Genomic DNA, 23,776 nt, shown 5'->3' with positions numbered 1-23,776 from the left:
CCTCAGGACGGGTCGGTGGTGGGGTGGGCCAGGAAGTCGAGCAGCACCTTGGGCCGCACCCGCAGGGGGTCGGCCAGGCGCTCGTAGGCGGACCGCACGTCCTCCAGCGGTACCACCCGGTCGACCATCGCGTCGAGGTCGACGTGCCCGGCGACCACGAGGTCGACGAGCTCCTCCCAGTGACCGACGCCCGACAGGACGCCGATGACGCTCAGGTCACGGACGACGAGGTCGGCGACCGGGACCCCGTCGACCGCGTGGTGCGGCGTCCCGAGCTGCGCCACCCGGCCGCCGGAGGCTGCGAGCCCGATGGCCGACACGAGGCCCGCGGCCGATCCGGAGGCCTCGACGACGACGTCGAAGGACTCGCCGTGCGAGCCGTCCGGGCGCTCGACGGCGACGAGCCCGAGGCTCGCCGCGAGCTCGCGCGCCTCCTTCCGCGGCTCGACGACGAGCACGTCGGCGCCTCGTGCGCGAGCGGCCTGCGCCGCCACGAGGCCCAGGGTGCCGGCGCCGACGACGGCGACGCGGTCGGCAGCGCGGACGTCGACGCGGTGCATCGCGTGGACCGCGGCCGATGCCGGCTCCAGCAGCGCAGCCGACGTGTCCGACAGCGCGTCCGGCACGGCCACCACCGTCGAGACCGGCACGACGACGAGGTCGGCAGCCGCACCCGGCCCGTCTCCGAGCACGCCGATCTCGCGGCGCTCGGGGCAGTGGGTGATCCGTCGCGCCGCGCAGTGCTCGCAGCGCCCACAGGCCCGGATGTTGTGCCCGGCGACGCGGCGTCCGACCCAGGCGTCGTCCACGTCCGCGCCGACGGCCACGACCTCGCCGGTCCACTCGTGGCCCGGCACGAAGGGGTACGAGGCCAGCCCGTCGTGCAGGTAGGAGCTGCTGCCGTCGTAGAAGCCCAGGTCGGTCCCGCACAGGCCCAGCAGGCGCACCCGCACCAGGAGGTCCCCCTGCCCCGGCACCGGGGCAGGGCGCTGCACGAGTGCCACCTCCCGCGGTCCCGGGAGCAGGACGCTGCGGACGGACGTCGGTCCGATCGGCTCGCCTGACGCCCTCGCGGCCCGCGGCTCGACCCTGCGGCGACCACGCAGGCCGCGCACGGTGCGGCCGCCGTAGGCGCGGACCAGGGGCATCTCGACCCAGTGGTACAGCGCTCCCGCGCCGAGGACCGTGAGCACGACCGCACCCAGCAGGTACGCGACCGCTGCCGCGACGGAGTCGGTCGGGCCGTGCAGCACGTGCGTGTCGAGCACGTCGAGGACGATGAAGTGCAGCAGGTAGAACGCGAAGGAGATCTCGCCGAGCCAGCGCAGGGGCCGGGCGCGCCACACCGAGGGCTGCCCGGACAGGTCGCGCTGCGCGGCCGAGGCGATCACCAGGGCGCACGGCACGACGAGCACCGCACGCTGCGCCAGCAGGACGGGTGCGTGGAGCGAGAGCACGTAGGCCCCGGTGAGGAGCGCGAACGACCAGCGCAGCGACAGTCGAGGGAGCACCCCGTCGCGCACGAGCACCGCGAGGGCCATCCCCACACCGAAGTCGGGCAGCCGGGTGAGGGGCAGCACGTACGTGAACCAGTACTGCAGGCCCGAGACGTCGGGCTCGTTCGAGAGCCGCTGGCTCCCCTCGGGCAGGAGGGTGGCCAGGAGCGGCACGGCCACGACGGCGAGCACCGACAGGACGAGCACCGCCGGGGCGCGTCGGGTCCCCCGGCCGACCACCAGGCCCACGAGGAGGGGGAAGGTCAGGTAGAAGAACGCCTCCGCCGCGAGCGACCAGCCCGGCGCCAGCACCGAGAAGTTGAGCGGGTAGTCCGGCGGCCAGACCTGCGTCATGGTCAGGTAGGACGCCAGGTCGCGCCACGGCACCGACCCCGCGTGCATCAGCAGCACGGCGAGCAGCGCGGTGACGTAGTAGAGCGGCAGGATCTTGACGAACCGTCGGCGGTAGAACGACGCCGGCCGGTCGCCGGCGCTCGCCGACCAGGTGAGGACGAACCCGCTGAGCAGGAAGAAGAAGGTCACGCCGAGGCCGCCGGCCTGGGAGAGCCAGTGGTAGTAGCCCTCCTGGACCCCGGGGTCGGCGAAGAGCGGCAGCTCGGGCAGCGCGCTGTGGAACAGGAGCACGGCGAGCGCGGCGGGGAAGCGCAGTCCGGTCAGCGAGTCCAGGCGGACCCGAGGGCGCGGACGCTCCTGGGCGGCTCGGGGGTCGAGCAGGGCGGTGGCGGTCATCGGGACGCTCCTTCGGTCGGGCGGGTGCGCTGGAGGGTCGGCGGGTCGAGGGTCGGTGTGGCGAGGGAGGGCCGGTGGGCGGCGTCGCGGCCGTACGCGGCGGCGACGTCGGCGGCCAGCAGGTCGGGGCGTCCGCGGTAGTCGTTCTCGAGCAGGACGTCGCCGTCGCCGACCTGCGCGAGGATCGCTCGCGTGCGGGGCGCGACGTCCTCGGCTCGAACGTCCGCCGGCACCTTCACGTGGATCGAGGGCGCCAGCACGCCGTACGCGCGGCAGGTGGCGAGGAAGGCGACCGGGTCCCGACCGGCGTCGAGCAGGTTGCCGGTGTCGGCGACCACGCGGACGGTCGACGCGCCCGTGGCCGACACGAGCGCGACGGCGTCGTCGGCGTCGAGCGTCGACTCGGTCAGCACGAGCAGGTCGGCCCCGCCCTCGCCCGCGCAGCGCGCCAGGACCTCCGCCGTCGCGGCGAACGAGCGCGCGTCGACGATCGCGCTCGCCCGGAAGCTGGGCACGTGCACCGCCGGGACCCCGTGACGGCGCGCGAGCCCGATCGTCGCGAGCAGCAGGTCGAGGCACTCCGGCGACGGGCTCCCGTCGCGGTGCAGACCGACGTCGTTCGCGCGGTTGACCGCGAGGACGTCGACCACGACGCCCAGGCGGCGCAGGTCCGCGAGGACGGTGTCGTCGAGGCCGGGACCGCGGCCGGGACCACCGACGTCGAGCTGCACGTGCCGGGTCCCCGCGGCGAGCACGCCGGCCACGGCCTCCCGGTGGTCGGGGGCGACCCGCCACTGGGCCACGGCCACGTCGCCCGTGCTCATCGCGAGATCCTCACGGCGAGCTTCAGGACCGGGCGCCCGTCGACGTGCCGGTCGCCGTCGACCATGGCGCGGATCGCGCGGGGGGCGTCGTCGAGCCCGACGTGATGGGTCACGAGGTCGGCCCAGGCGGTGGGGTCGCCGGACACGACGTGGGCGGCCCGCTGCAGCGTGGCGGGGTCGACGCCGCGGTGGCCCACGAGGGTGACCGGTGCCGCGCCGCGACGTGCCACTGTCCGGGCGACCGGGTCGGCCGGACGGCCGGCGCGGTTCAGCGCCCGCAGCGCCGCGAGGTCGACCGTCTCCTCGACGCCGTTCCAACCCGCCGGACCGGCGGGCAGTCCTGCGTGCAGGTCGATCGTCAGAGGCGCCCGGCAGAGCCCGACGAGCGCGGCCACCGCCTCGAGCGAGGCCGTCCGCGGCGTGGCCACGACGGCGGTCACGGGACCGGCGAGTCCGACCAGCACCGCCGTGAGGTCCCGGTCGTCCGCGGCGAGCGCGAGCGTGCCCGGCTCCGGCAGGAGCGGCGGCTCTCCGGGACGGTGCACGTGGAGCACCCGCAGGTCGGGGCGTCGGTGCCGCCACCACCGCACGGCGAGCCGGCCGACCACGCCACCGCCCCAGACCACGAGCGTCGACGGCGTGCGGGCACTCACGCCGGTCGTGACCCGGTGCCCCTCCAGGACGGACGAGAGCGGCTCGGCGAGCGCGGCCACGACGGCCGCGTCGTGGTCGGGGCCGGACGGCGTCGCGGGCCCGGGGTCGGGTGCTCGCACCACCAGCCCGTCGCGAACGGCCGCGACCGGGACGAGCACACGCTCCGCCCACAGGCCCGCGACGTTGTGGCCGAGCAGGAACGCGTCATCGCTCGGGTGCGTGGGGTCGACGAGGACGCGCTCCCCGACCCGTGGCGCCATGTCGGCGGGTGCGGGACCGACGGCGACCACGCGGGCGACCCCCTCGTGCCCGAGGACCCGGGCCGGGTCGGGACGCAGCCCGCGCAGGATCTGCAGGTCGGTCCCGCACACCCCCGCGACCTCCGGAGCCAGGAGCAGCTCGCCCGGTCCGGGCGTGGGTGTCGGGACGGTCCGCAGCTGCAGGCCCGCCGGCGTGCGGACGAGGGCACGGTGACGCTCGACGCGCGTCAGGGCTGCGGGTCGTCCGGTCGCCACGGCTCCCCTGGTCATCGGACCGCCTCCGACGCCCCGGACACGGCTGCGGCCGCACCGGCCAGCAGGTCGACCTCGCCCGGCGCGCAGCACCGCAGGTGCTCGTCGAACCAGGCGTCGTCCCGCGGCGGATCGGCGTACGACGCCGGCGTGGACAGGAGCTCGCGCAGCGTCCGCTCGTACGCGGTGCCCAGCCCCTCGACGACGCCGCCACCGAGGGCCAGCAGGTCGAGGTGCGGGTCGAGGGTCCACACGGTCCGCAGGAGGGCCGCGACCGGTGCCACGGCCGAGCGGAGGACCCCCTGGGCCCAGCCCTCCCCCGCGCCGAGACCGGCGCGCAGCCTCGCGACCGGGTCGGAGGTGGCACCGGTGCGCTGCACGACCAGCCGGGCGATGCCGGGACCGGACGAGATCGCCGCGAGGTGCGCCCGTCCGCCGCACTCGCAGCGCGAGAGGAGCAGGTCGGCGTCCTCGGCGTCGACCTGAGCCACGAGGTGCCCGACCTCGCCCTGCAGCCCGCGCTCGTCGACCTCGATCCGGGAGCGGGGCACGTCGAGGCAGCGGTAGGCGATGCCGCTGCTGACGGTCAGGTAGCCGACGTGCCGCGCCCCGGCCGGCGCGTGCCGCACGGCCACGTCGGTCACGGCCGCGGTGACGTCGTTGACCAGGTGCCAGACGACGTCGGGACGGCGCCGCGCGAGCGCGGCCCCCAGGTCGAACGGGTCGTCGGCCGCTCCCCACAGCGGCGCGGAGCCGTGCACGACCCCGGTGCGGTCGTCGAGAGCCGCGCCGAGCGACACCGCCACGGTGGCCAAGGACGGCGCGAGGCTCCCGAGCAGCTCGACGAGGTCCTCGCGCAGCACCGCCACCGGGACCCCCGGACGCCGCAGGACGCTCGGCGTGGGCACGCGGTCGGTGGTCGCGCCGTCCTCGAGTCGCCGGCTCCTGGTCCAGGTGCCACCGACGTCGACCGCGAACGTCGCGGTCTCTCGCGCGACCGTCGCGCGGTCCCGGGTGTCGAGCGCCGTCACGACCGGTCCGCCGTGGTCGTGGCGAGGCCGGGGACGTCGGGGCCGGTGAGGTCGACCACGCGGTGCAGCGTCCCGTCGTAGGACGACAACGTGCCGACCACGACCGTCCGCGCGCCGCTCGCGACCGCGGCGCGGACCCCGGCCTCGGAGTCCTCGAAGGCGACGCACGCCTCGACAGGGACACCCAGGAGTCGTGCGGCGAGGAGGTATCCCTCCGGGTCGGGCTTGGGCCTCGCGACGTCGTCGGCCGTCACGAGGACGGTCGGGCGTGGGACCCCGGCGGCGTCGAGCCGTCGCTCGGCGAGACGTCGGCCGGCCGACGTGACGACGGCCCACCTGTCCTCGGGCAGCCCGGCGACCAGCGCCGCAGCACCGGGGACCTCGACGATGCCGTCCACGGTCCGCTCCTCCAGGGCAGCCAGCCTGGCCGCCTCGGCGACGGCTGCGTCGGCGTCGTCGAGGAAGTGCGCGGTCGTGCTGGCGGTGGGGCGACCGTGCGCGAAGGCGAGCACCTCCTCGACGTCGAGCCCGTGGCGCAGGCTGAAGTCGGCCCAGGTGCGCTCGACCACCGCGGTCGAGTCGACGAGCGTGCCGTCCATGTCGAAGAGCAGGGCGTCCGCCGCCGCGCGTCCCCCGGTCATGCCGACACGCCCGCAGGTCGGCTCTGCGACGCCGGGAGCGAGTCGCCGAGTGGACGGTAGGAACCGCCGTGGTCGACGACGAGGACCTCGCCGGCCAGGCCCGCGGCCCGGTGCTGCGCGAGATGGGAGGCGAGCGGACCGAAGTCGTCGCCCGTCATGTAGCCCGCGTAGTCGAAGTCCTGCGGGCGTCGGGCCCGGATGCCCGGCGAGTCCACCATCTGCGCCGGCAGGGCCTGGACGACGCGCACGACGTCGGGGTCCTCCTCCTGCGCGAGCGACTCGACGAGCCCGCGGGCGGCGGCCTTGGTGGCCGCGTACCCGGCGCGCAGCGGACCCGCGTTGTAGACGACCTCCGAGGAGATGCTGAGCACGACCGCGGGCGCCGCGCGCCGCAGGGCCGGGAGCAGCGTGTGCAGCGCCAGCCACAGACCGTGCACGTTGATCCGCCACTGGGCCTCCCAGTCGCGCTCGGTCGTCTCGCCGAGCGGGGCACGACCCTCAGTGAAGTAGACGGCCGAGTAGCAGAGCAGATCGACCTCGTCGGGCAGCGAGCCCAGGACGGCGCGGGCCGCGTCGACGTCCGCGAGGTCGACCTCGACGTGCTCCAGCAGCTCGGCACCCGGGCCGGTCGGGCGCGTGCGGTTGAGCGTCAGCACCCGGCAGCCGGCGGCGGCCCAGGCGTCGGCGACGCCGCGGCCCACCCCTGTGGAGCCCCCGACGACCACGGCGGTGGTCATCGCGCCTCCCCGGCCGCGTGCTGGCGAGAACGCGAGCACAGGAGCTCGAGGGCCCTCTGCAGCTCGGCGTCGGTGACGTCGTTGACGAAGCGGTGTCCCCCGATCCCGACGGGCAGGGGCAGCCGCTGCTGGCCGTCGCGGTGGCGCACGGTGTCGCGCAGGGCGGTCGCCAGCAGCCCTGGCTCGGCCAGCACGTCGTCCCACGTGGGCAGTCCCAGCTGCCGCATGACCGCCAGGACCCGCGCCGACTGCTCGATCGAGACGTACCCGCGCAGCTCCCCGATCACCGTCGTCAGGGCCATGTCGACGGCCACGGCCTCGCCGTGGAGCAGGGACGGGAGGGCGCGCATCTCGATCACGGGGCTGAAGGTGTGCCCGTAGTCGACGCAGCGCTCGAGGGTGGACTCCCAGAGGTTGGGCTGCAGCTCCTCCAGCATCAGGTGGATGGACTCGGCGACGACCGTCGCCGCCGCTGCGTCCAGCTCTGGCGTGCTGCCCAGGAGCCGGTCCTGAAGCAGGTCGTGCCCGGAGCGCTCGAGCAGCTCGAACAGCTCTGCCGACTTCATCAGCGCGACCTTGAGCACCTCGGCCAGACCGTTGGACACGTGCCGCGGGTCGAGCGTGCTGAGCCAGGTCCGGTCCAGGAAGGTGGCCTTGGCCGCCGCGTACGTCCCGACCCGGTTCTTCCCGGACGCGTAGTTGACGCCCGTCTTGACCCCGACGCCGGCGTCGACGAGACCGATGAGGGTCGTGGGGATGCGCAGGTACGGCGTGCCCCGTCGGTAGAGGCTGGCCGCGAAGCCGACCACGTCGGTCAGCACGCCGCCGCCGACGGCCAGCACCGGCTCGCGCCGACGGTCGATGCCGAAAGCGTTCATCGCGTCGAGCACCGTCGAGACGGAGTCCCACTGCTTGACCTCCTCGTCCGCGCGCAGGGGGACGATCGTGGCGCCCACGCCGTGGGCGTCGAACCAGGCGCGGATGCGGTCGCCGTGCAGCACGTCGACCGAGCTGTCGACGATCACCAGCCGGCGCTCGCCCGCCGCCATCGGTGCGTCCGCGCAGCCGTCGAGGAGCGTGGTGTTGTCGACGTCGAACAGGCCCTGGGAACGCACGACGTGGTAGCGGACCTGCTGGACCGCCTCGACGGTCCAGGACGCGTCGGCCCCGAACCGGGGCGTCTGCATGGGGTCGGGGACGGCCGTCGAGGGCGACGGGAGGTCGCCCCGCGTGCGGTGGACGTGGTGGTGGAGCCCCTGGGTGAGGGCCGTGGCGCTGCGCATCGGTGCTCCTGCTCCGGCCCGAGGGCCCGTGGTCGTGGTCGTGGCATCGGATGGTCGTGGCTCGCGCGGCCGCCCTGCCGAGAGCTGGCGGGACGAGTCTGCGCAGTCACTTCATCGTCGTTGACGCCACTATAATGGCATCAGACAGTCCTGAATGGCGAGTGTGATACTGTCAACACAGGAACGCCACCCGGTGGCGGTCCCCCACGGTGTCCCCGCCGCTGTCCCCGCCGCCGTGCCCACGGCGACCTCTCACCCGGGAGTGACCATGTCGACCCTCGCCGAACGTCTCAACGCCTGGTTCGCCGACGCCGCCACACGCGACCCTGTGGGTCGCATGCGCGAGCCCTCGACCGCCGAGGTCGCCCAGGCGATCAGCGACAGCCCCGAGCACGACGTCACCATCTCCCGCAGCTATCTCGCAGCGCTGCGCAGCGGGGCGCAGACGAACCCCACCGTCTCCGTCCTCTCGGCGCTGGTGCACTACTTCAAGCCTCGCGCAGCCACCCTCCCCGTCTCCATGGCCGCTCTCACCGGCGAGGAGGAGGACGACGCCGGCTGGGCGCAGGCGCTCGCCGACCGGCAGGTGCGATCGATCGCCATGCGGGCCGGCGAGCTCACGCCCGAGGCGCGCAGCCAGCTCCTGACCATCATGGACGCGCTCGACGCGTCCCGCCGCGAGGCCGACCAGCCGTGAGGGCCGTGGGCTTCCGCAGCCCGGGCGGGCCCGAGGTCGTCGAGGTGCTCGACGTCCCCGAGCCCGAGGGGCACGACCTGCTCGTCGTCGACGTCGCCGGCGCGGCGGTCAATCCGGTCGACGTCGCCACCCGCTCCGGCCAGATCCCCACGGAGGGCACCACGCTGCTCGGCTGGGACCTCGCCGGCACCGTGATCCGCGCCCCGGAGGGGTCCGGGTTCGCGCCCGGCGACCGGGTCGCGGCGATGACCGCGCCCCTGGGCACCGGGATCGCCTCGATGGCCGAGCGCGTCGCCCTCGATCCCGGGTTCGCCGTCGCGGTACCGGCCTCGCTCGACCTGCTGGTCGCCGCCGCGCTCCCCCTGGCCGGCGTGACCGCCGTCCAGACCCTGCGCCTCGCCGACCTGCGTCCGCAGGACCGCGTGCTGCTGGTGGGAGCACAGGGCAGCGTCGGGTCCCACGTGGCCGACCGGCTCCTCGCACAGCAGGGTCACGTCGACCTGCTGGTCCGTCCCGACGACGCGGCCCCCTGGACTCGACGCCTCGAGGCGTCCCCCGCCGTCGGCACCGTGCGCACCGATCCGAGCACGGTCGAGCCGGGCGGGTACGACGTCGTCATCGACACCGCCGGCGTGCCCACGCTGGTGGGTGCGGTGCGCGAGGGCGGTCGCTTCGTGACCATCACGCCCTTCAGCGCTCCGACGCCCGAGGACCACCCGGACGTCGACGTACGTCTCACCAGCGTCGAGATCTCGCGCGAGGACCTCCAGGACGTCATGGACCGCGCCGCGAGCGGCGAGGGCCTGCTGCCCGACGTCGTCACCCTCCCGCTCGACGAAGCGGCGCAGGCCCACGCCCGCCTCGAGGCCGGCGGCGTGCGCGGCAAGCTGGTGCTGGTGCCCTGACGACGCCCGGCCGACGGTGAGCTCCCCGACGTCCCGATCTCAGCGGACGAGCGACGGGGCGTGGCTGCGGAGCGAGCGCAGGGCGCTGGACAGGCGCACGAGGGCGTCGACGTCGTCCTCGTACCTGTCGTGCACGCCCCACACCACCGGTCCTCCCGCGGGCGCACCCCGCAGGGCGGCGTCGAGCGCCTGGGCAGCCTCGGCCGGGGCGACCGAGCTCTCCGGCGCACCGGGCACCAGCGCCCCGACGCGGACCAGTCCGTCGCGGCACTCCACGTACCGCCGGTAGGTCGCGAGGGCGTACCCCGTCGCGACCGCAGGCCCGCGGTACGTGAGGCCGTCGAGCACGAGGTCGGGATGGATCTCGACCAGCCGGGTCCAGAGCTCACGCAGGCCCCGGCACCGCCGGCGGTGCCCGCGCACCTCGGCCAGCATCGCCACGACGCTGCGCGCGGCCGGCAGGCTCATCCCGACACACACCACGATCGTCGCGACCAGCGCGAACGCGAGCACGTCCTGGTCGTCGAAGAGCTCCTCGCCCGGTCGGGTCGCGACGACGTCGACCCACACCAGACGCGCCACGCAGCTCAGCGCCAACCCGGCGAGACCGACGGCGATCGTCGCCAGGGCCGTGCGGAGCACGCCGGTGGACCGCCCCGTCTGACGCCAGGCCAGCACAGCGCACGCCGCGTAGCCGGTCAGCAGGTACGTGTTGCCCACGTTGTAGAAGGCACGGACGTGCTCGTCCTGCAGGAAGGACGCCGCCAGGGTGTGGTTGCGCAGCGACGGGTCGATGCCGGCCGTCACGACGAGCAGGCCGCCGACGCAGGCGCCGCACAGCAGGACCTCCCAGCGCAGCAGAGAACGCAGGCCGACCAGCGGCCGCTCCCGCAGGAAGGCGATCATGAGGCACAGCCCCACCAGGATCAAGACGTTGTAGGTGAGCTTCGTGACGCCGACGGCCGTCCGCGCGTCGACGACGGCGATGACCGGAGGGCGGGAGAGCAGGTTGCCCAGCCCGAGCAGCAGCATCGAGGTGAACAGCGTCAGTCGCATGGGGTCGCGGAAGTTCTGACGCGCCAGGGCGGGGAGGGTCCAGGCCGCACCGACCAGCAGCGTCACGACGGCGACCCATCCGAGGTCGTTCATGACCAGCCGTCCCACAGCACGAGGCTGCTCTGGACCGACCGTCCGCCCACCTGCGCCACGTGGTCAAGCCTCCGTGTCATCGACAGCGCCCGGTGCATGATCGTCGACGCGATGATCTCCGCGTCGCGCTCGTCGCGCGCCGTGTAGGAGGTCCGGAGCAGCGGCTGCGGCAGGGCCACGCCGTCGAGGTCCTGCGCCACGATGTGCCCGACCTCGTGCAGGATGATGTGCGCCTGGTGGGCCCGCGAGGTGCGCGACTGGAAGACGATGACGTCCTCGTCGACCCGCGAGACGAGCATGCCCGAGGGTCCCGTCGGTTCCAGCTCCCACTCCAGCAGCGCGATGGGCGTGCCGCGCAGCTCCCCGAGGCGCTCGCACAACAGTCCGACCTCGAGGGGCAGCGGGAGGTCGAGGCGGCGCAGGAGTCCGCGCAGGTGACGACGCAGGCGCGCGTCGCGCAGCCGCGAGCGCACCGCGCGGACCACTGCTGTCGACTCGCCCTTCACCCTCGTCCCCCAGATGTCTCGTGGACGTGCCCCTGCCGGCACGGGGTTGTCGCGACTATAGAACCGGTCGCGGAGCCGGGGCAGCGCGAGTGCAGAAGGTCACACCCCGACCGGACGATCGTCCACGCGCCCCAGGAACGCCTCGACGTCACGCGCCCAGACGGCACCCTCCTCCGCCGTGAACGCGTGCCCCGCCGCCGGGTACTCCACCAGCTCGGCCCCGGGGATCCCCGCCGCCAGCTCACGCGTCGTGGCCGGGAGCACGACCCGGTCGGACCCGGCGACGACCACGAGGGTCGGCACACGGACCTCGGCCAACCGGTCCTCCAGGTCCACCTGCGTCGCTGCCCGCAGGTGCGCGAGCCCGGCCTTGTTCACTCCTCGACCGGCGGCGAGGGCGTCGGACGCGAAGGTGCCGGCGCGGTCGAGCTCCGCGAGACCGTCGGGCGAGCCGAGCTGGGAGAGCAGGAACGCCCCGAGCCGCTCGGGGGGCCCGCCGGCCAGCTCCTCCCACGTGCCGAGCATCTGGCGCAGCTGGAGGTCGGGCCTGGCGAAGCCCACCGTGAGGACGAGGGCCGACACGCGGTCCGGATGGCGCAGCGCGGTCTCGATCGCGACCGCGCAGCCGAAGGACACACCCGCCACCGGGACGCGCAGGTGACCCTCGGCGTCGAGGGCCTCGACCAGCCGGTCGGCGAGCACCTCCGGACGCAGGACGGACGGCAGGTCGTCGACCGGGCCGGACCCGCCGGTCCCGGGGTACCTCGACCCGATGAAGGACCACCGGTCCCCCAGCGCGTCGAGCAGCGGGGCGAAGTTGGCGTCGACGTCACCGGACGCTCCGTGCGCGAGTCCCATGGGACGACCGCGCCCGGCGCACACGTACTCCGCCGCACCGAGGCGCTCGACGCGCAGCGCGACGGACGTCATCGGGCGACCGCCGCCACCGCGCCGCGCGCCTGCCGTCGGGTGCCGAGACGACGCATCGCCGGTTCCTCGACGAGGCGGTGCAGCGCCGTCGCGAAGCCCAGCGTGAGCGCGAAGACGAGCAGCCAGTCGGCGATCGCGAGGGGCAGCGGGTAGGTGGCGCCGTGCTGCCAGGTGATGCGGACCGTGTACATGACGATCTGCTGCGCCATGTAGAACCCGAACGACACCTCGCCGAGCCAGACCATCGGTCGTGAGGAGACCCAGGTGCCACGACCGCTCAGGTCGCGCTGGACGGTCGCCACGACGAGCATCATCAACGGCACGAGCATGACGGCCACGAAGCCGAGCACGAAGGGACCGACCGAGGCCAGTGCGTAGCCGCCGAGCACCGCGGTCCACGCCACCCACGGCCGGATGGTCGGCACCCGGCGCTCCGCCACCAGTCGCGCCAGCAGCATCCCCGCCACGAACTCGAGCAGCCGGGGCAGCGGCAGGTTGTAGCCGAACCAGAACTGCAGGTTGGTCACCGGCATGCCGTCCACTCCCGGCCCGTCGGGCAGCGACATCGTGACGAGCGCGACGACCACGGTGCCCGCGACGCACGCCGCCAGGCCGACTGCGAGCCGGTCGGCGCGGATCCGCCGGACGAGCGGGACGAGCGCCGGGAACGAGAGGTAGAAGAGCAGCTCGCTGCAGAGCGACCAGCTAGGCAGGTTCACCGAGAGGTAGACGTCGTGGACGGGGATCCAGGAGCTGACCAGCACGAGGTTGGGGAGGTACTCCCAGGGCGAGCCTGCGAGGGCGAAGGCGTACAGGACCATCGCCACGGACCACGTGACCACGTGCAGCGGGAAGATCTTCACCAGCCTCTTGCGCACGAAGGCTGCGGTCCCCCGGCTCTCCGAGCGCCGCCACGTCAGCAGGAACCCGCTGAGCACGAAGAAGAACGACACCCCGGTCCATCCGCCCTGACCGAGCAGGCTCGCGTACGTGCTCGCCCAGCGGCCGTCGGCGAACGGGTTGAGGCCGAAGTCGACGAGCGAGAGGTGGAAGGCGAAGACCGGCAGCGCCGCGAGCCAGCGCAGTCCGGTCAGGCCCGGCAGCGGGACGCGGTGGTCGACGGGGGTAAGAGCGGGTCGGTGCAGCACCGGGCGGGCGTCGTCCGCGGCGCGCGGGCTCACGACAGGACGTTTCGTGCCTCGATCATCACTCACGCCGATATAGTAGCGCTGCGGCTGATGAAAGAGCCAGGGTGACCGTGGCCACCCTGGCTCTCGCGCCCACGGGCCCTGGTCAGTCGACGATGCGGTGCATCCAGCCGTGCCGGTCCTCGGCCCGGCCGTACTGCAGGTCGACGAGGGCGGAACGGACGTCCATCGTCACCTTTCCCGCCTCGCCCTCTCCGGCCACGGCCTCGCCACCGTCCCACTTCAGGACGCCGACGGGCGTGACCACGGCGGCGGTGCCGCAGGCGAAGACCTCCGTGATGGTCCCGTCGGCGGTGCCCTCACGCCACTCGTCGATGCTGACCCGGCGCTCGACCACGTCGTGCCCCAGGTCGCGCGCGATGGTGAGGATCGACTCGCGGGTGATGCCCTCGAGGATCGACCCCGACAGCTCGGGCGTGACGATCGAGCCGTCGGACTGCACGAAGTACAGGTTCATGCCGCCGAGCTCCTCGATCCAGCGCTGCTCGGTCGAGTCCAGGAAGGCGACCTGCTGGCAGCCGTGCTGCGCGGCCTCCTGCTGGGGCAGCAGGCTCGCGGCGTAGTTCCCGCCGCACTTGGCCGCACCGGTGCCGCCGGCACCCGCCCGCGAGTACTGCGTCGACAGCCAGATCGAGACCGGCTTGACGCCTCCCGGGAAGTAGGCGCCGGCCGGCGACGCGATCACGCAGTACGTGACGTGCTGGCTGGGCCGCACGCCGAGGAAGGCCTCCGAGGCGAACATGAACGGCCGCAGGTACAGGCTCGCCTCGCCACCCTCGGGCACCCAGGCGCGGTCGGCGCCCACGAGCGCGTCGATCGAGCCGAGGAACCACTCCTCCGGCAGCTCGGGCAGCGCGAGGCGACGCGCCGAGCGGCGCAGCCTCGCGGCGTTCTCCTCCGGACGGAAGACCCGGACCGACCCGTCGTCCCACGCGTAGGCCTTCAGGCCCTCGAAGATCTCCTGCGCGTAGTGGAGGACGGCCGTGGCCGGGTCGAGCTGCAGCGGACCGTAGGGGACGACGCGCGCGTCGTGCCAGCCCTGCTCGGGCGTCCACTCCGCCAGGAACATGTGGTCGGTGAAGTGGTTGCCGAACCCGGGCGAGGCGAGGATCGCCTGCCGTTCGGCGTCCGTCCGCGCTGCCGGGTTGGTCTCGACGGTGGGGGCGAACGGTGCGGAGGTCATGCTGGACACGGTAGTCCTTTCGAGGTCGTGGAGGCGGTAGGTCAGACCGCCGCTACGCCCTCGGCCGCGGCCGCGCTGGCACGCGCGGCGATGGCCTCCCCCACCTCCTCGGTGCTGCGGGGCTGCGCACCGGCGGCCGTGCCGCGCTCGGCGACGTCCGCCTCGACGGCGGTGCTGATCTGGCCGGCCGCCTGCGGGTGCCCCAGGTGCTCGAGCAGCAGTGCCCCCGACAGGATCGCCGCCGTCGGGTCGGCCTTCGACTGGCCCGCGATGTCGGGCGCCGAGCCGTGCACGGGCTCGAACATGCTGGGGGCGGTGCGGTCGGGGTTCACGTTGCCGCTCGCCGCCAGCCCGATGCCGCCGGTCACGGCCGCGGCGAGGTCGGTCAGGATGTCGCCGAACAGGTTGTCGGTGACGATCACGTCGAAGCGTCCCGGGTCGGTGACCAGGAAGATCGTCGCCGCGTCGACGTGGAGGTAGTCGACGCTGACGTCGGGGAACTCCTCGCCGACCGCCGCGACGGTGCGCGTCCAGAGGTGCCCGGCGTGCACCAGCACGTTGTTCTTGTGCACGAGCGTGAGCTTGCGCCGCGGTCGCGCCTGGGCCCGGCTGAACGCGTCGCGGACCACGCGCTCCACGCCGAACGCCGTGTTGACGCTGACCTCGGTGGCCAGCTCGTGCGGGGTGCCCACGCGGATGGCGCCGCCGTTGCCGACGTACGGGCCCTCGGTGCCCTCGCGCACGACCACGAAGTCGATCGGGCCGCGCTCCGTCACGTGCGACGCGAGCGGCGTCGGCACACCGGGGTACAGCGTGCTCGGTCGCAGGTTGACGTAGTGGTCGAGCTCGAAGCGCAGCTTCAGCAGCAGACCGCGCTCGAGCACGCCCGACGGCACGCTCGGGTCGCCGACCGCGCCGAGCAGGATGGCGTCCTGTGCGCGGATCTCCTCGAGGACGCTGTCGGGCAGCGTCTCCCCCGTCGCGTGGTAGCGCCGGGCACCCAGGTCGTAGTCGACCGTGTCGAAGGACAGGTCGTGCTGCGCGGCGACGGTGTTCAGCACCGTCAGCGCCTGGGTCGTGACTTCGGGGCCGATGCCGTCGCCGGGGACGACGGCCAGCGTGTAGGAGCGCGTCATGAGGGTCATCCTAGGAGGCGCGGTCTCAGGATCTGAAACCGCGGTCTCACTCGATGGACGCGCTCAGTTGTCGTCCGGGCGCTCGGTCGGCTCCACGGCGGGGGTCACGGCGTCGTCGCGCAGGTGGGCGGGACCCCACTCGATCGGGTAGGTGTTCATGGTCTCTCCTGAGGTGGTGCGAGGGTCGGTCCGTCGGCTGACGGACGCTGGACGGTGCGGACACAGCACCGACCCGACGGCTCCACGGAGGTCGTGTCACCCGGTGATGACCGGATGGTTCAGGAGAGGGGACCAGGTCGTGGTCCCGACGAGAGATGAAGCTGACCTGCTGCGGAACGGTCGGGCCAACGCCTGGACTCCGCGGCAGGGTGTGGCCCTAGGAGGCCCCGCCGCGGCAAGCGATGACTACGAGCTGCTTCCGCATGATGTGGACCACCCTACCCACCCCTCGTCGGCACGACGGGAGCGCCACGCCGTGTGTCTCGGTCGGTGAGACGTCGCCGCCGGGCCGACGTGACGGCGGTGACACACTGACCGGGTGAGTGCGCCTGCGGAGATCCCCGACCTCGTCGCCCGGTCCCTCGACCTCGCGCGCCAGCGTGGGTTCATCACGTCGACGCGGCACGAGACCGGACGGCTCCTGGCCGCACTCGCCGCCTCGCGCTCCGGCACGCTGGCCGAGCTCGGCACCGGCACCGGCGTCGGGTCGGCGTGGCTCTCCAGCGGTGCGCGCAAGGAGGCCCGCATCGTCAGCGCCGAGCTCGACCCGTCGCTCGCCGGCGACGTGCAGCAGATCTTCGCCGACGTCGACAACGTCGAGATCGTGGCGGGCGACTGGTCGGCGCTGGAGGAGCACGCCCCCTTCTCGCTGCTCTTCGTCGATGTCCGCGAGGTCATGGAGCAGATCGACGTCCTCGCGAACCTGCTCGAGCCGGGCGGCATCGCCGTCCTCGACGACTTCGCGCCGTCCGTCCACTGGCCGCCGATCGTCGACGGCCAGGTCGACGTCGTGCGGGAGCAGTGGCTCACCGACGAGCGCTTCGCCGCGGTCGAGCTGCTCATCGACGAGGGTGCGTCCCTCGTCATCGCGACGCGACGCTGACCTCACGGGACTCCCGGACGCGGCGCACCTGCACCCACGGCAGGAACAGCTGCACGACGGGCCCGATCACGAGCGCGTAGACGACGGTGCCGATGCCCACCGTCCCGCCGAGCACGAACCCCACGAGGAGCACGCCCAGCTCCAGACCCGTGCGGACCTGCCGGACGCTGCGGCCGGTGCGTCGCACGAGCCCGGTCCAGAGCCCGTCGCGGGGGCCGGTGCCGAGGTCGGCGCCGATGTAGAGGGCGCCGGCCAGCCCGTTCCCCACGACGCCGAGCAGCAGGAAGGCCACCTGCACGGCGACGTGGTCGGGCGTCGGCAGCCAGGCGAGCGTGACGTCGACCGCGACGCCGATGAGCAGCACGTTGAGCACGGTGCCGATGCCGGGACGCTGGCGCAGCGGCACCCACAGGAGCAGGACCACGGCGCCGACCAGGATCACGACCTGGCCGAAGGTCAGCGGCAGGTGGTGGGTGAGTCCCTCGTGGAACACGTCCCACGGGTCGAGCCCCAGCCCGGACTCGACCATCAGGGCCATGGTGGCGCCGTAGAGCCACAGGCCGAGCACGAGCTGGCCGAGCCGGCGCGTCATCGGGGCCATGTCCGCCTCGCCTCCTGGTCGTGGCGTGAGGCCGGTGGTGGACGCACGCCGTAGCCGTCGCGGGACACGGCGCACAGGCCGAGCGCCGAGGGCACGCAGGCCAGGAGCAGCAGGAGGACGAGGAGCATGCCTCCAGGCTCGGGCCTCGGTGGCCTGGTGCGACAGAGCCACTCGACGAGAGGTGGTTGCAGCCACTTGGCCATGAATGGCCCTTTCATCCGGGTCCATTGTCGGGGCATGCTGGGCGGGTGGACCCCCGTACCTCCGCCTTCCGGCTCGCGGCGCTGATCGGCACGCTCCCCGAGGGCCCGGCCTACCGCACCCTCGCCGACAGCATCCGGCTGCTCGTGGTCGACGGTCGACTGCTCGACGGCACGCGGCTGCCCAGCGAGCGCGCGCTCGCCCAGGCGATGGGGCTGAGTCGCACCACCACCACGCGCGCGTACGACGAGCTGCGACGTCGTGGCGTCCTGCACTCCCGCCAGGGCAGCGGCAGCGTGCTCCGTGTGCCCACCACGTCGGCCACGGCGAGCAGCCTCATCGTCGACCCCGACGACCCCGACACGATCGCGATGACCTTCTCCGCACCGACGGGACCCTCCGGCCTGACCCGCGCGTTCCAGGCGGCCGCCGAGCAGCTACCGTCGCTGCTCACCACGTCGGGCTACCTGCCCGACGGCCTGCCCGCCCTGCGCGAGCTCGTCGCCGCCGAGTACACCCAGGCCGGCATCCCGACCGACCCGGACCAGGTGATCGTCACCAACGGCGCCCAGGGGGCGATCTCCCTGGTCGGGCGCACCTTCGGACGACCCGGCGCCGGCCTCCTCGTGGAGGGCACGTCGTACCCGCACGGGGTCGAGTCGCTGACCGGTTTCGGGTACCGCACCGCTCCCCTGCCGATCGGCGACGACCCGTGGGACCTGGAGGCGGCGGCGACGAAGGCCCCGCACGTCGACGCCGCGTACCTGATCCCCGACTTCCACAACCCGACCGGCGCGGTGATGCCGGAGGGCACACGCCTGCGGCTCGCCCGGACGCTGCGCCGCCACGGCGTGCTGACGGTCGTGGACGAGTCGATGCGTCGTCTCGACCTCGCCGGCGAGGGGCTGCCGACGTCGTACGCCGCCCACGACCCCGACGCGATCGTCGTCGACTCCCTGTCGAAGGTGCTGTGGGGCGGTCTGCGGATCGGCTGGATCCGCGCCCCCCGTCGGCACGTCACGGCGCTGCTGCAGTCGCGCATGCGCCACGACCTCGGCACGGCCGCGTTCGACCAGCTGGTGGCCGCGGAGGTGCTGCGGCACCACAGGCACCTCTTCGACGAGACCGTCACCCGGCTGCGGGGCCAACGGTCGGCGCTGGTCCACGCGCTGGCCGACCGGTTGCCCGACTGGGAGGTCCCGGTGCCCGCCGGCGGACCGAACCTGTGGGTCGGCCTGCCGAGCCGGTCCTCGAGCCTGCTCGTGGCGGCGGCCGCCCAGGAGGGGCTGCACCTGACCCCGGGGCCACGGTTCACGCTGGGCGCGCCGAGCGCCGGCGAACGTCGCCTGCGCCTGCCGTGCACCTTGCCCGAGCACGTCGGCGTCGAGGCGGTCGAGCGGCTCGCCCGCGCGTGGTCCGTCGTCGCGTCGGGCCGACGCTGCGACACGACGGGTCCCGCCGTCGACCTCATCGCCTAACCCCCCACGATTCGGTACGTCATCGCCCGTTCCGCGCAACGGTTCGGGCGATGACGTACCGAATCGTGGGGACGTCGTCAGGTGGTGGCGCGCCAGGAGGCGTCCCAGAAGTGCCACTCGCGGTCGGTGGCGTCGGCGTACGCGGCCAGCATGAGGTCGACATGCGGGCTGTCGACCGCCAGCCGGTCGGCGGTGGCCTCGGCCCGCAGCACGGACGCCGCGAACGCCGGGTCGTCGTACGTGCGGATCCACGCGGCGTAAGGGTGGGAGTCGAGGTCGGCCGCGGTCGCTGCCAGGTGCTGCCCCACCTCCGCGTACACGCGGAAGCACGGGAGCACGGCGGCGACCGCCACCTCGACGGGCGACCCTGCTGCGTGGTCGGCGAGCATGCCCACGTACGCGCGGCACGCGGCGGAGGGATCGTGGGAGTCCGGGTCGACGTCGCGCCGTGCGAGCTCCCCCACGTGCAACGACCGCTCGGCCTCGACGGCGCCTGCCGCGAAGCCGGCCCAGGCGCCGACGTCGTCGACGTCGGGGAGCCGCGACGCGACCCTCGCGAGCGTGCGCGCGTAGCCGGCGAGGTAGTGCGCGTCGTCGGCCAGGTAGTGGGCGAACACGGAGTCGGGCAGCGTCCCGTCGGCCAGGCCGGTGACGAACGGGTGCCGGCAGACGTCGGCGTAGCGGTCGGCCACGTGCGCCCAGGCCCGTGCGGAGAACGAGGTGCTCACGAGGTCACCGCCCGCAGACGGACGAGGTGGTCCACGGGTCCCCGGCCGCGCCCGACGCTCCTGCGCGCACCCGACGCCAGCGCCTCTGCGAGGTAGGCCTTCGCGGCGCCGACCGCCTCGACCAGCGGGTCACCGAGGGCCAGCCTCGTCGCGACCGCGGCCGAGAGCGTGCACCCGGTGCCGTGGGTGTGCGGGGTGTCGATCCGCGGCGCGCGGAACCAGGTGCTGCCGCGACGCTCGACGAGCAGGTCGTCGCTCGCCGGCCCGTCGCCGTGGCCGCCCTTCAGGAGGACGGCACCAGGGCCCAGGGCGAGCAGCGCCCGCGCCAGCGCGTCAGGGTCGGTCGCGGCGGGCAGGCCCGAGAGCACCGCGGCCTCCGGCAGGTTCGGCGTCACCAGGGTCGCGCGCGGGAGCAGGAGGTCGCGCACCGCCGCCTCGGCCTCGCGCGGCAGCAGCCGGTGGCCGGACGTCGAGACCATGACGGGGTCGACGACGAGCGCGGGCACGTCGGCGAGCAGCTCGGCGACCAGCTCGACCAGCTCCGGCGAGCCCAGCATGCCCACCTTGACCACGCGGACGTCGAGGTCCTCGAGCACCGCCTCGAGCTGGCCGCGGACGACGTCGAGCGGCACCTCGTGCACCCCGCGCACGCCGGTCGTGTCCTGCACGGTCACGGCGGTCACGACGCTGGCCCCGTACACGCCGAGGGCCGTGGCCGTCTTGAGGTCGGCCTGGATGCCCGCTCCCCCGGACGGGTCGGACCCCGCGACGGTCAGCACCACCGGTTCACGTCCCGTCATGCCGACGCCTCCTCGCGGCGGGCGGCGAGAGCCGCGTCGACGACCCGACGCAGCCGAGCGGCGGCGGCCCGCGGGTCGGGGTCGGCGCCCACCGCGCGCACCACGGCGACGCCGTCGAGCCCCGCGCGCACGGCCGGCCCCGCCGTGGTCTCGTCCAGGCCGCCGATGCCGACGACGGGGAGCCGTCCACCCACCCGGACCGCCACCGAGGCGACGCCGGCGAGACCGAGGGGCGGCCCCGTGTCGTCCTTCGTGGGCGTGTCGTGGACGGGACTCACGGCCACGTAGGTGCACGCAGCCAGGGCTGCCGCGTCGTCGAGCTGCTCGAGGGTCCCGACCGACCAGCCCACGACGGCGTCGGGGCCGGTCGCCGCCCGCAGCACCGTCGGGTGGGCGTCCGCGCGTCCCCCGTGCACCCCGTCGGCCTCCGGGAGGACGTGGTCGTTCGCGAGCACGGGCACGCCCGAGCCGGCGAGCGCCTCGCGCAGCAGGATCACCTGGGCACGGACCTGGGCCGGCGAGGCCCGCTTGTCGCGGACCTGCACGCAGGTGACACCGCCCTCGACCGCGGGGACGACCACCCGGCGCAGGTCGACGCCGAACGACGGGTCCGTGACGAGGTAGAGGCGGAGGTCGGGCCCGCCCCTCATGCCGGCACCGGACGGACGCGTCCGACGAGCTCCAGCCCGTGAGGGTCGGCCAGCCGGTCGACCAGCGCGACCCGCAGGCTGCCCGGACCCTGCGCGACCTCGGCCGCCGAGGTGCCGGAGGCCGCCAGCAGGCCCATGGCTCCCGCAGCAGCCTCGAGCGGGTCGTCGACGACGGCACAGGCCGCGGCGACGAGGGCGCTCGACGAGCAGCCGAGCGCGGTGATCATCGGCATCCACGGGTGGCCGCCGACCACGTGGAGCGTGCGGTCGCCGTCGGTGACGACGTCGACCTCGCCGCTCACCACGACGACGCAGCCGTGCTCGCGGGCGACGAGCACGGCCGCGTCGTGCGCGTCGTGCGCGCTGGCGATGCTGTCGACGCCGCGCGAGCCGCCGAGGGCGCCGGCGAGCGTCAGCACCTCCCCCGCGTTGCCCCGCACGACGGTGGGGCGGTGCTGGAGCAGGTCGGCGACGAGCTCGCGGCGGTAGGCCGTGGCGCCGACGGCGACAGGGTCGAGCACCCACGGCGTGGCGTCGTCGTGCGCCCGCTCGGCGGCGAGGCGCATGCCGTCGGCCCACCGTGGGGACGGCGTGCCGATGTTGACGCAGACGGCGTCGGCGAGCCCTGCCATCTCGGCGGACTCGTGGGGGTCGTGGACCATCGCGGGCGAGGCGCCCGCGGCGGACAGCACGTTGGCCGCCAGGTCCATCGAGACGTAGTTCGTGAGGCACTGGACGAGCGGGGTCCGCTCGCGCAGGGCCGTCGTGACGGCAGACGTCGGATCCATGTGTCTCCCTCGCGCCGGTGCTAACCGGATCAGGTTCGGCGGGTGTCATCTCAGCCCCTGCGGGGCACCCCGGACACGTCGACCATAGCGAAGGCCCCCGTCCGGTGGACGGGGGCCTTCGTGGGGTCGGGGTCAACGAGCGGCCCCGACGCCGGAGGCGTCAACGAGCAGCCCCGACGCCGGAGCCGTCAACGAGCTGCAGAGCCCTCGACGTAGTCGGCATCCTGCTGCTTCCACGAGAAGTGGGAGCGCAGCACCTTGCCGGTGGCCTCGATGGGGTGCTGGGCCTCCTGCTCGCGCAGGGCGAGGAACTCGGCGGCGCCGTTGTCCTGGTCGTCGATGAAGCGCTTGGCGAAGGTGCCGTCCTGGATGTCGGCGAGGACGGCCTGCATGCGCTCCTTGACCGAGGCGTCGATGACGCGGGGGCCGGACACGTAGTCGCCGTACTCGGCCGTGTCGGAGATGCTCCAGCGCTGCTTGGCGATGCCGCCCTCCCACATGAGGTCGACGATGAGCTTGAGCTCGTGGAGCACCTCGAAGTAGGCGATCTCCGGCTGGTAGCCGGCCTCGGTGAGGGTCTCGAACCCGGCCTGCACGAGGTGGGACATGCCACCGCAGAGCACGGCCTGCTCGCCGAAGAGGTCGGTCTCGGTCTCCTCGGTGAAGGTCGTCTTGATGACGCCGGCGCGGGTGCCGCCGATCGCCTTCGCGTAGGACAGGGCGAGGTCCCAGGCGCCGTGCGTGGCGTCCTGCTCGACCGCGATGATGTCGGGGATGCCGCGTCCGGCGACGAACTCGCGGCGCACGGTGTGGCCGGGCGCCTTCGGGGCGACGAGCAGCACGTCGACGCCGGCCGGGGGCTTGACGTAGCCGTAGCGGATGTTGAAGCCGTGGCCGAAGACGAGGGCGTCGCCGTCGACGAGGTTCGGCTCGATCGACTCGGCGTACACGTGGCGCTGGACCTGGTCCGGGGTCAGCACGACGATGACGTCGGCCTCCTCCACGGCCTCGGCGACGTCGAGGACGCGCAGGCCCTCGGCCTCGGCCTTCTCGCGGCTCTTGGAGCCCGGGGCCAGGCCGATGCGGACGTCGACGCCCGAGTCGCGCAGGTTGAGGGCGTGCGCGTGCCCCTGGCTGCCGTAGCCGATGACGGCCACCTGCTTGCCCTGGATGATGCTGAGGTCTGCGTCGTCGTCGTAGAACAGCTCGGCCACTGGTTTTCTCCTGTGTCGTGGTGGGGTTCGGGGTGGTTCAGGCGCTCTGGTGGCCCGGCACCGTCCGCAGCGTGCGGTCGGTGATCGAGCGGGCGCCGCGTCCGATCGCGACGCGACCGGACTGGGCGATCTCGCGGATGCCGAACGGCTCGAGCACGTTGAGCATGGCCGTGAGCTTGCCGGAGTCGCCGGTGGCCTCGATGGTGACGGCGTCCGTGGACACGTCGACCACCTTGGCGCGGAACAGCTGGACGGTCTCGAGCACCTGGCCGCGGGTCTGGGCGTCGGTGCGGACCTTGATGAGCATGAGCTCGCGCTCCACGGCGGAGGACGAGTCGAGCTCGACGATCTTGAGGACGTTGACGAGCTTGTTGAGCTGCTTGGTGACCTGCTCCAGCGGCAGCTCGTCGACGTTCACGACGATCGTCATGCGGGAGATCTCGGGGATCTCGGTGGGGCCGACCGCGAGGGAGTCGATGTTGAACCCGCGGCGCATGAACAGGCTCGAGACGCGCGCGAGCACGCCGGGCGTGTTCTCCACCAGGACGCTGAGGGTGTGCTGGGTGGTCATG

25 protein-coding genes and 1 riboswitch are annotated in these 23,776 nt (G+C 73.8%); of the genes, 4 read left to right on the top strand and 21 right to left on the bottom strand.

Annotated elements, in window-relative coordinates; translation table 11 throughout:
- Positions 1-2: 2 nt before the first annotated feature.
- Genes AC3WRM_RS06505 through AC3WRM_RS06475 form a run of 7 tightly spaced genes read right to left on the bottom strand, consistent with a single transcriptional unit; the run spans position 3 to position 7,928 of the window.
- Complete coding sequence (locus AC3WRM_RS06505; RefSeq protein WP_492247702.1) at positions 3-2,246, bottom strand: acyltransferase family protein; 2,244 nt, start codon at positions 2,244-2,246, stop codon at positions 3-5.
- Complete coding sequence (locus AC3WRM_RS06500) at positions 2,243-3,070, bottom strand: sugar phosphate isomerase/epimerase family protein (protein WP_492247701.1); 828 nt, start codon at positions 3,068-3,070, stop codon at positions 2,243-2,245. The genes AC3WRM_RS06505 and AC3WRM_RS06500 overlap by 4 nt, the downstream gene beginning before the upstream one ends.
- Positions 3,067-4,254, bottom strand: coding sequence for an alcohol dehydrogenase catalytic domain-containing protein (locus AC3WRM_RS06495; RefSeq protein WP_492247700.1), 1,188 nt, complete (start codon positions 4,252-4,254; stop codon positions 3,067-3,069). Before AC3WRM_RS06495 ends, AC3WRM_RS06500 begins: the two co-directional genes overlap by 4 nt.
- Positions 4,251-5,267 carry an ROK family protein gene (locus AC3WRM_RS06490; RefSeq protein ID WP_492247699.1) on the bottom strand — a complete coding sequence of 339 codons (1,017 nt, stop codon included), beginning with the start codon at positions 5,265-5,267 and terminating at the stop codon, positions 4,251-4,253. Before AC3WRM_RS06490 ends, AC3WRM_RS06495 begins: the two co-directional genes overlap by 4 nt.
- A complete protein-coding gene (locus AC3WRM_RS06485) occupies positions 5,264-5,908 on the bottom strand; it encodes an HAD-IA family hydrolase (protein ID WP_492247698.1) in 645 nt (214 codons plus the stop codon). Before AC3WRM_RS06485 ends, AC3WRM_RS06490 begins: the two co-directional genes overlap by 4 nt.
- Positions 5,905-6,645 carry an SDR family NAD(P)-dependent oxidoreductase gene (locus AC3WRM_RS06480; protein WP_492247697.1) on the bottom strand — a complete coding sequence of 247 codons (741 nt, stop codon included), beginning with the start codon at positions 6,643-6,645 and terminating at the stop codon, positions 5,905-5,907. The genes AC3WRM_RS06485 and AC3WRM_RS06480 overlap by 4 nt, the downstream gene beginning before the upstream one ends.
- On the bottom strand, positions 6,642-7,928 hold the full coding sequence (locus AC3WRM_RS06475) for a sedoheptulose 7-phosphate cyclase (RefSeq protein ID WP_492247696.1): 1,287 nt from the start codon (positions 7,926-7,928) through the stop codon (positions 6,642-6,644). Before AC3WRM_RS06475 ends, AC3WRM_RS06480 begins: the two co-directional genes overlap by 4 nt.
- A gap of 268 nt (positions 7,929-8,196) precedes the next feature.
- Here AC3WRM_RS06475 and AC3WRM_RS06470 point away from each other — a divergent pair, with 268 nt between their 5' ends.
- Together AC3WRM_RS06470 and AC3WRM_RS06465 are read left to right on the top strand one after the other, a co-directional pair.
- A complete protein-coding gene (locus tag AC3WRM_RS06470) occupies positions 8,197-8,625 on the top strand; it encodes a hypothetical protein (RefSeq protein ID WP_492247695.1) in 429 nt (142 codons plus the stop codon).
- Entirely contained in the window at positions 8,622-9,530 is a 909-nt protein-coding gene (locus AC3WRM_RS06465; protein WP_492247694.1) for a zinc-binding dehydrogenase, read from the top strand. The genes AC3WRM_RS06470 and AC3WRM_RS06465 overlap by 4 nt, the downstream gene beginning before the upstream one ends.
- Positions 9,531-9,569: 39 nt before the next feature.
- Here the strand turns inward: AC3WRM_RS06465 and AC3WRM_RS06460 are convergent, their stop codons facing one another.
- The 6 genes from AC3WRM_RS06460 to AC3WRM_RS06435 all read right to left on the bottom strand — a co-directional run bounded on the left by AC3WRM_RS06460 (position 9,570) and on the right by AC3WRM_RS06435 (position 15,642).
- Positions 9,570-10,679 (bottom strand): MAB_1171c family putative transporter, encoded by a 1,110-nt coding sequence (locus AC3WRM_RS06460; protein ID WP_492247693.1) that lies wholly within the window; start codon positions 10,677-10,679, stop codon positions 9,570-9,572.
- Entirely contained in the window at positions 10,676-11,185 is a 510-nt protein-coding gene (locus AC3WRM_RS06455; RefSeq protein WP_492247692.1) for a hypothetical protein, read from the bottom strand. Before AC3WRM_RS06455 ends, AC3WRM_RS06460 begins: the two co-directional genes overlap by 4 nt.
- Before the next feature lie 99 nt (positions 11,186-11,284).
- Complete coding sequence (locus AC3WRM_RS06450) at positions 11,285-12,115, bottom strand: alpha/beta fold hydrolase (RefSeq protein WP_492247691.1); 831 nt, start codon at positions 12,113-12,115, stop codon at positions 11,285-11,287.
- Positions 12,112-13,329 (bottom strand): acyltransferase family protein, encoded by a 1,218-nt coding sequence (locus AC3WRM_RS06445; RefSeq protein WP_492247690.1) that lies wholly within the window; start codon positions 13,327-13,329, stop codon positions 12,112-12,114. The genes AC3WRM_RS06450 and AC3WRM_RS06445 overlap by 4 nt, the downstream gene beginning before the upstream one ends.
- 79 nt (positions 13,330-13,408) lie before the next feature.
- Positions 13,409-14,506 carry a branched-chain amino acid aminotransferase gene (locus AC3WRM_RS06440; protein ID WP_492247689.1) on the bottom strand — a complete coding sequence of 366 codons (1,098 nt, stop codon included), beginning with the start codon at positions 14,504-14,506 and terminating at the stop codon, positions 13,409-13,411.
- 41 nt (positions 14,507-14,547) lie between these two features.
- On the bottom strand, positions 14,548-15,642 hold the full coding sequence (locus AC3WRM_RS06435) for a 3-isopropylmalate dehydrogenase (RefSeq protein WP_492247688.1): 1,095 nt from the start codon (positions 15,640-15,642) through the stop codon (positions 14,548-14,550).
- 538 nt (positions 15,643-16,180) lie between these two features.
- On the opposite strand from AC3WRM_RS06435, the gene AC3WRM_RS06430 reads away from it, so the two are divergent.
- Positions 16,181-16,744, top strand: a complete 564-nt coding sequence (locus tag AC3WRM_RS06430; RefSeq protein ID WP_492247687.1) for an O-methyltransferase — start codon at positions 16,181-16,183, stop codon at positions 16,742-16,744.
- On the opposite strand, the gene yczE is transcribed toward AC3WRM_RS06430, so the two are convergent.
- Complete coding sequence (gene yczE, locus AC3WRM_RS06425; protein WP_492247686.1) at positions 16,725-17,345, bottom strand: membrane protein YczE; 621 nt, start codon at positions 17,343-17,345, stop codon at positions 16,725-16,727. The two genes, AC3WRM_RS06430 and yczE, sit on opposite strands and share 20 nt — an antisense overlap.
- Positions 17,333-17,473: a hypothetical protein gene (locus AC3WRM_RS06420; protein WP_492247685.1), complete on the bottom strand. Its 141-nt coding sequence runs from the start codon at positions 17,471-17,473 to the stop codon at positions 17,333-17,335. Before AC3WRM_RS06420 ends, yczE begins: the two co-directional genes overlap by 13 nt.
- Positions 17,474-17,593: 120 nt before the next feature.
- On the opposite strand from AC3WRM_RS06420, the gene yczR reads away from it, so the two are divergent.
- Positions 17,594-19,024 (top strand): MocR-like transcription factor YczR, encoded by a 1,431-nt coding sequence (gene yczR / locus AC3WRM_RS06415; protein WP_492247684.1) that lies wholly within the window; start codon positions 17,594-17,596, stop codon positions 19,022-19,024.
- A 77-nt stretch (positions 19,025-19,101) separates the two neighbouring features.
- Here the strand turns inward: yczR and AC3WRM_RS06410 are convergent, their stop codons facing one another.
- The 6 genes from AC3WRM_RS06410 to ilvN all read right to left on the bottom strand — a co-directional run bounded on the left by AC3WRM_RS06410 (position 19,102) and on the right by ilvN (position 23,775).
- Entirely contained in the window at positions 19,102-19,752 is a 651-nt protein-coding gene (locus tag AC3WRM_RS06410; protein WP_492247683.1) for a TenA family protein, read from the bottom strand.
- Complete coding sequence (thiD, locus tag AC3WRM_RS06405; protein ID WP_492247682.1) at positions 19,749-20,552, bottom strand: bifunctional hydroxymethylpyrimidine kinase/phosphomethylpyrimidine kinase; 804 nt, start codon at positions 20,550-20,552, stop codon at positions 19,749-19,751. The genes AC3WRM_RS06410 and thiD overlap by 4 nt, the downstream gene beginning before the upstream one ends.
- The gene (locus AC3WRM_RS06400; protein ID WP_492247681.1) at positions 20,549-21,202 is read right to left on the bottom strand and encodes a thiamine phosphate synthase; all 654 of its coding nucleotides are present in this window, start codon (positions 21,200-21,202) and stop codon (positions 20,549-20,551) included. Before AC3WRM_RS06400 ends, thiD begins: the two co-directional genes overlap by 4 nt.
- Complete coding sequence (gene thiM, locus AC3WRM_RS06395) at positions 21,199-21,990, bottom strand: hydroxyethylthiazole kinase (RefSeq protein WP_492247680.1); 792 nt, start codon at positions 21,988-21,990, stop codon at positions 21,199-21,201. Before thiM ends, AC3WRM_RS06400 begins: the two co-directional genes overlap by 4 nt.
- A riboswitch (TPP riboswitch) is annotated at positions 21,979-22,072 on the bottom strand. It overlaps the preceding gene by 12 nt.
- A 106-nt stretch (positions 22,073-22,178) precedes the next feature.
- A complete protein-coding gene (gene ilvC / locus AC3WRM_RS06390) occupies positions 22,179-23,204 on the bottom strand; it encodes a ketol-acid reductoisomerase (RefSeq protein ID WP_492247679.1) in 1,026 nt (341 codons plus the stop codon).
- A 37-nt stretch (positions 23,205-23,241) separates the two neighbouring features.
- Positions 23,242-23,775: an acetolactate synthase small subunit gene (gene ilvN, locus AC3WRM_RS06385; RefSeq protein ID WP_492247678.1), complete on the bottom strand. Its 534-nt coding sequence runs from the start codon at positions 23,773-23,775 to the stop codon at positions 23,242-23,244.
- Position 23,776: the final 1 nt, after the last annotated feature.

It is taken from the genome of Aeromicrobium sp. EU05-FHT14F07 (assembly GCF_058790455.1).
The sequence above is the reverse complement of the archived record's forward strand: the minus strand, read 5'-3'. Positions and strand labels throughout refer to the sequence as shown.

Excerpts from the sequence above, each read along its gene's own strand:
- AC3WRM_RS06505 (WP_492247702.1), bottom strand. The coding sequence starts at position 2,246 with ATGACCGCCACCGCCCTGCTCGACCCCCGAGCCGCCCAGGAGCGTCCG.
- AC3WRM_RS06500 (WP_492247701.1), bottom strand. The coding sequence starts at position 3,070 with ATGAGCACGGGCGACGTGGCCGTGGCCCAGTGGCGGGTCGCCCCCGAC.
- AC3WRM_RS06495 (WP_492247700.1), bottom strand. The coding sequence starts at position 4,254 with ATGACCAGGGGAGCCGTGGCGACCGGACGACCCGCAGCCCTGACGCGC.
- AC3WRM_RS06485 (WP_492247698.1), bottom strand. The coding sequence starts at position 5,908 with ATGACCGGGGGACGCGCGGCGGCGGACGCCCTGCTCTTCGACATGGAC.
- AC3WRM_RS06480 (WP_492247697.1), bottom strand. The coding sequence starts at position 6,645 with ATGACCACCGCCGTGGTCGTCGGGGGCTCCACAGGGGTGGGCCGCGGC.
- AC3WRM_RS06475 (WP_492247696.1), bottom strand. The coding sequence starts at position 7,928 with ATGCGCAGCGCCACGGCCCTCACCCAGGGGCTCCACCACCACGTCCAC.
- AC3WRM_RS06470 (WP_492247695.1), top strand. The coding sequence starts at position 8,197 with ATGTCGACCCTCGCCGAACGTCTCAACGCCTGGTTCGCCGACGCCGCC.
- AC3WRM_RS06460 (WP_492247693.1), bottom strand. The coding sequence starts at position 10,679 with ATGAACGACCTCGGATGGGTCGCCGTCGTGACGCTGCTGGTCGGTGCG.
- AC3WRM_RS06450 (WP_492247691.1), bottom strand. The coding sequence starts at position 12,115 with ATGACGTCCGTCGCGCTGCGCGTCGAGCGCCTCGGTGCGGCGGAGTAC.
- AC3WRM_RS06440 (WP_492247689.1), bottom strand. The coding sequence starts at position 14,506 with ATGACCTCCGCACCGTTCGCCCCCACCGTCGAGACCAACCCGGCAGCG.
- AC3WRM_RS06435 (WP_492247688.1), bottom strand. The coding sequence starts at position 15,642 with ATGACGCGCTCCTACACGCTGGCCGTCGTCCCCGGCGACGGCATCGGC.
- yczE (WP_492247686.1), bottom strand. The coding sequence starts at position 17,345 with ATGGCCCCGATGACGCGCCGGCTCGGCCAGCTCGTGCTCGGCCTGTGG.
- AC3WRM_RS06420 (WP_492247685.1), bottom strand. The coding sequence starts at position 17,473 with ATGCTCCTCGTCCTCCTGCTGCTCCTGGCCTGCGTGCCCTCGGCGCTC.
- thiD (WP_492247682.1), bottom strand. The coding sequence starts at position 20,552 with ATGACGGGACGTGAACCGGTGGTGCTGACCGTCGCGGGGTCCGACCCG.
- AC3WRM_RS06400 (WP_492247681.1), bottom strand. The coding sequence starts at position 21,202 with ATGAGGGGCGGGCCCGACCTCCGCCTCTACCTCGTCACGGACCCGTCG.
- thiM (WP_492247680.1), bottom strand. The coding sequence starts at position 21,990 with ATGGATCCGACGTCTGCCGTCACGACGGCCCTGCGCGAGCGGACCCCG.
- ilvN (WP_492247678.1), bottom strand. The coding sequence starts at position 23,775 with ATGACCACCCAGCACACCCTCAGCGTCCTGGTGGAGAACACGCCCGGC.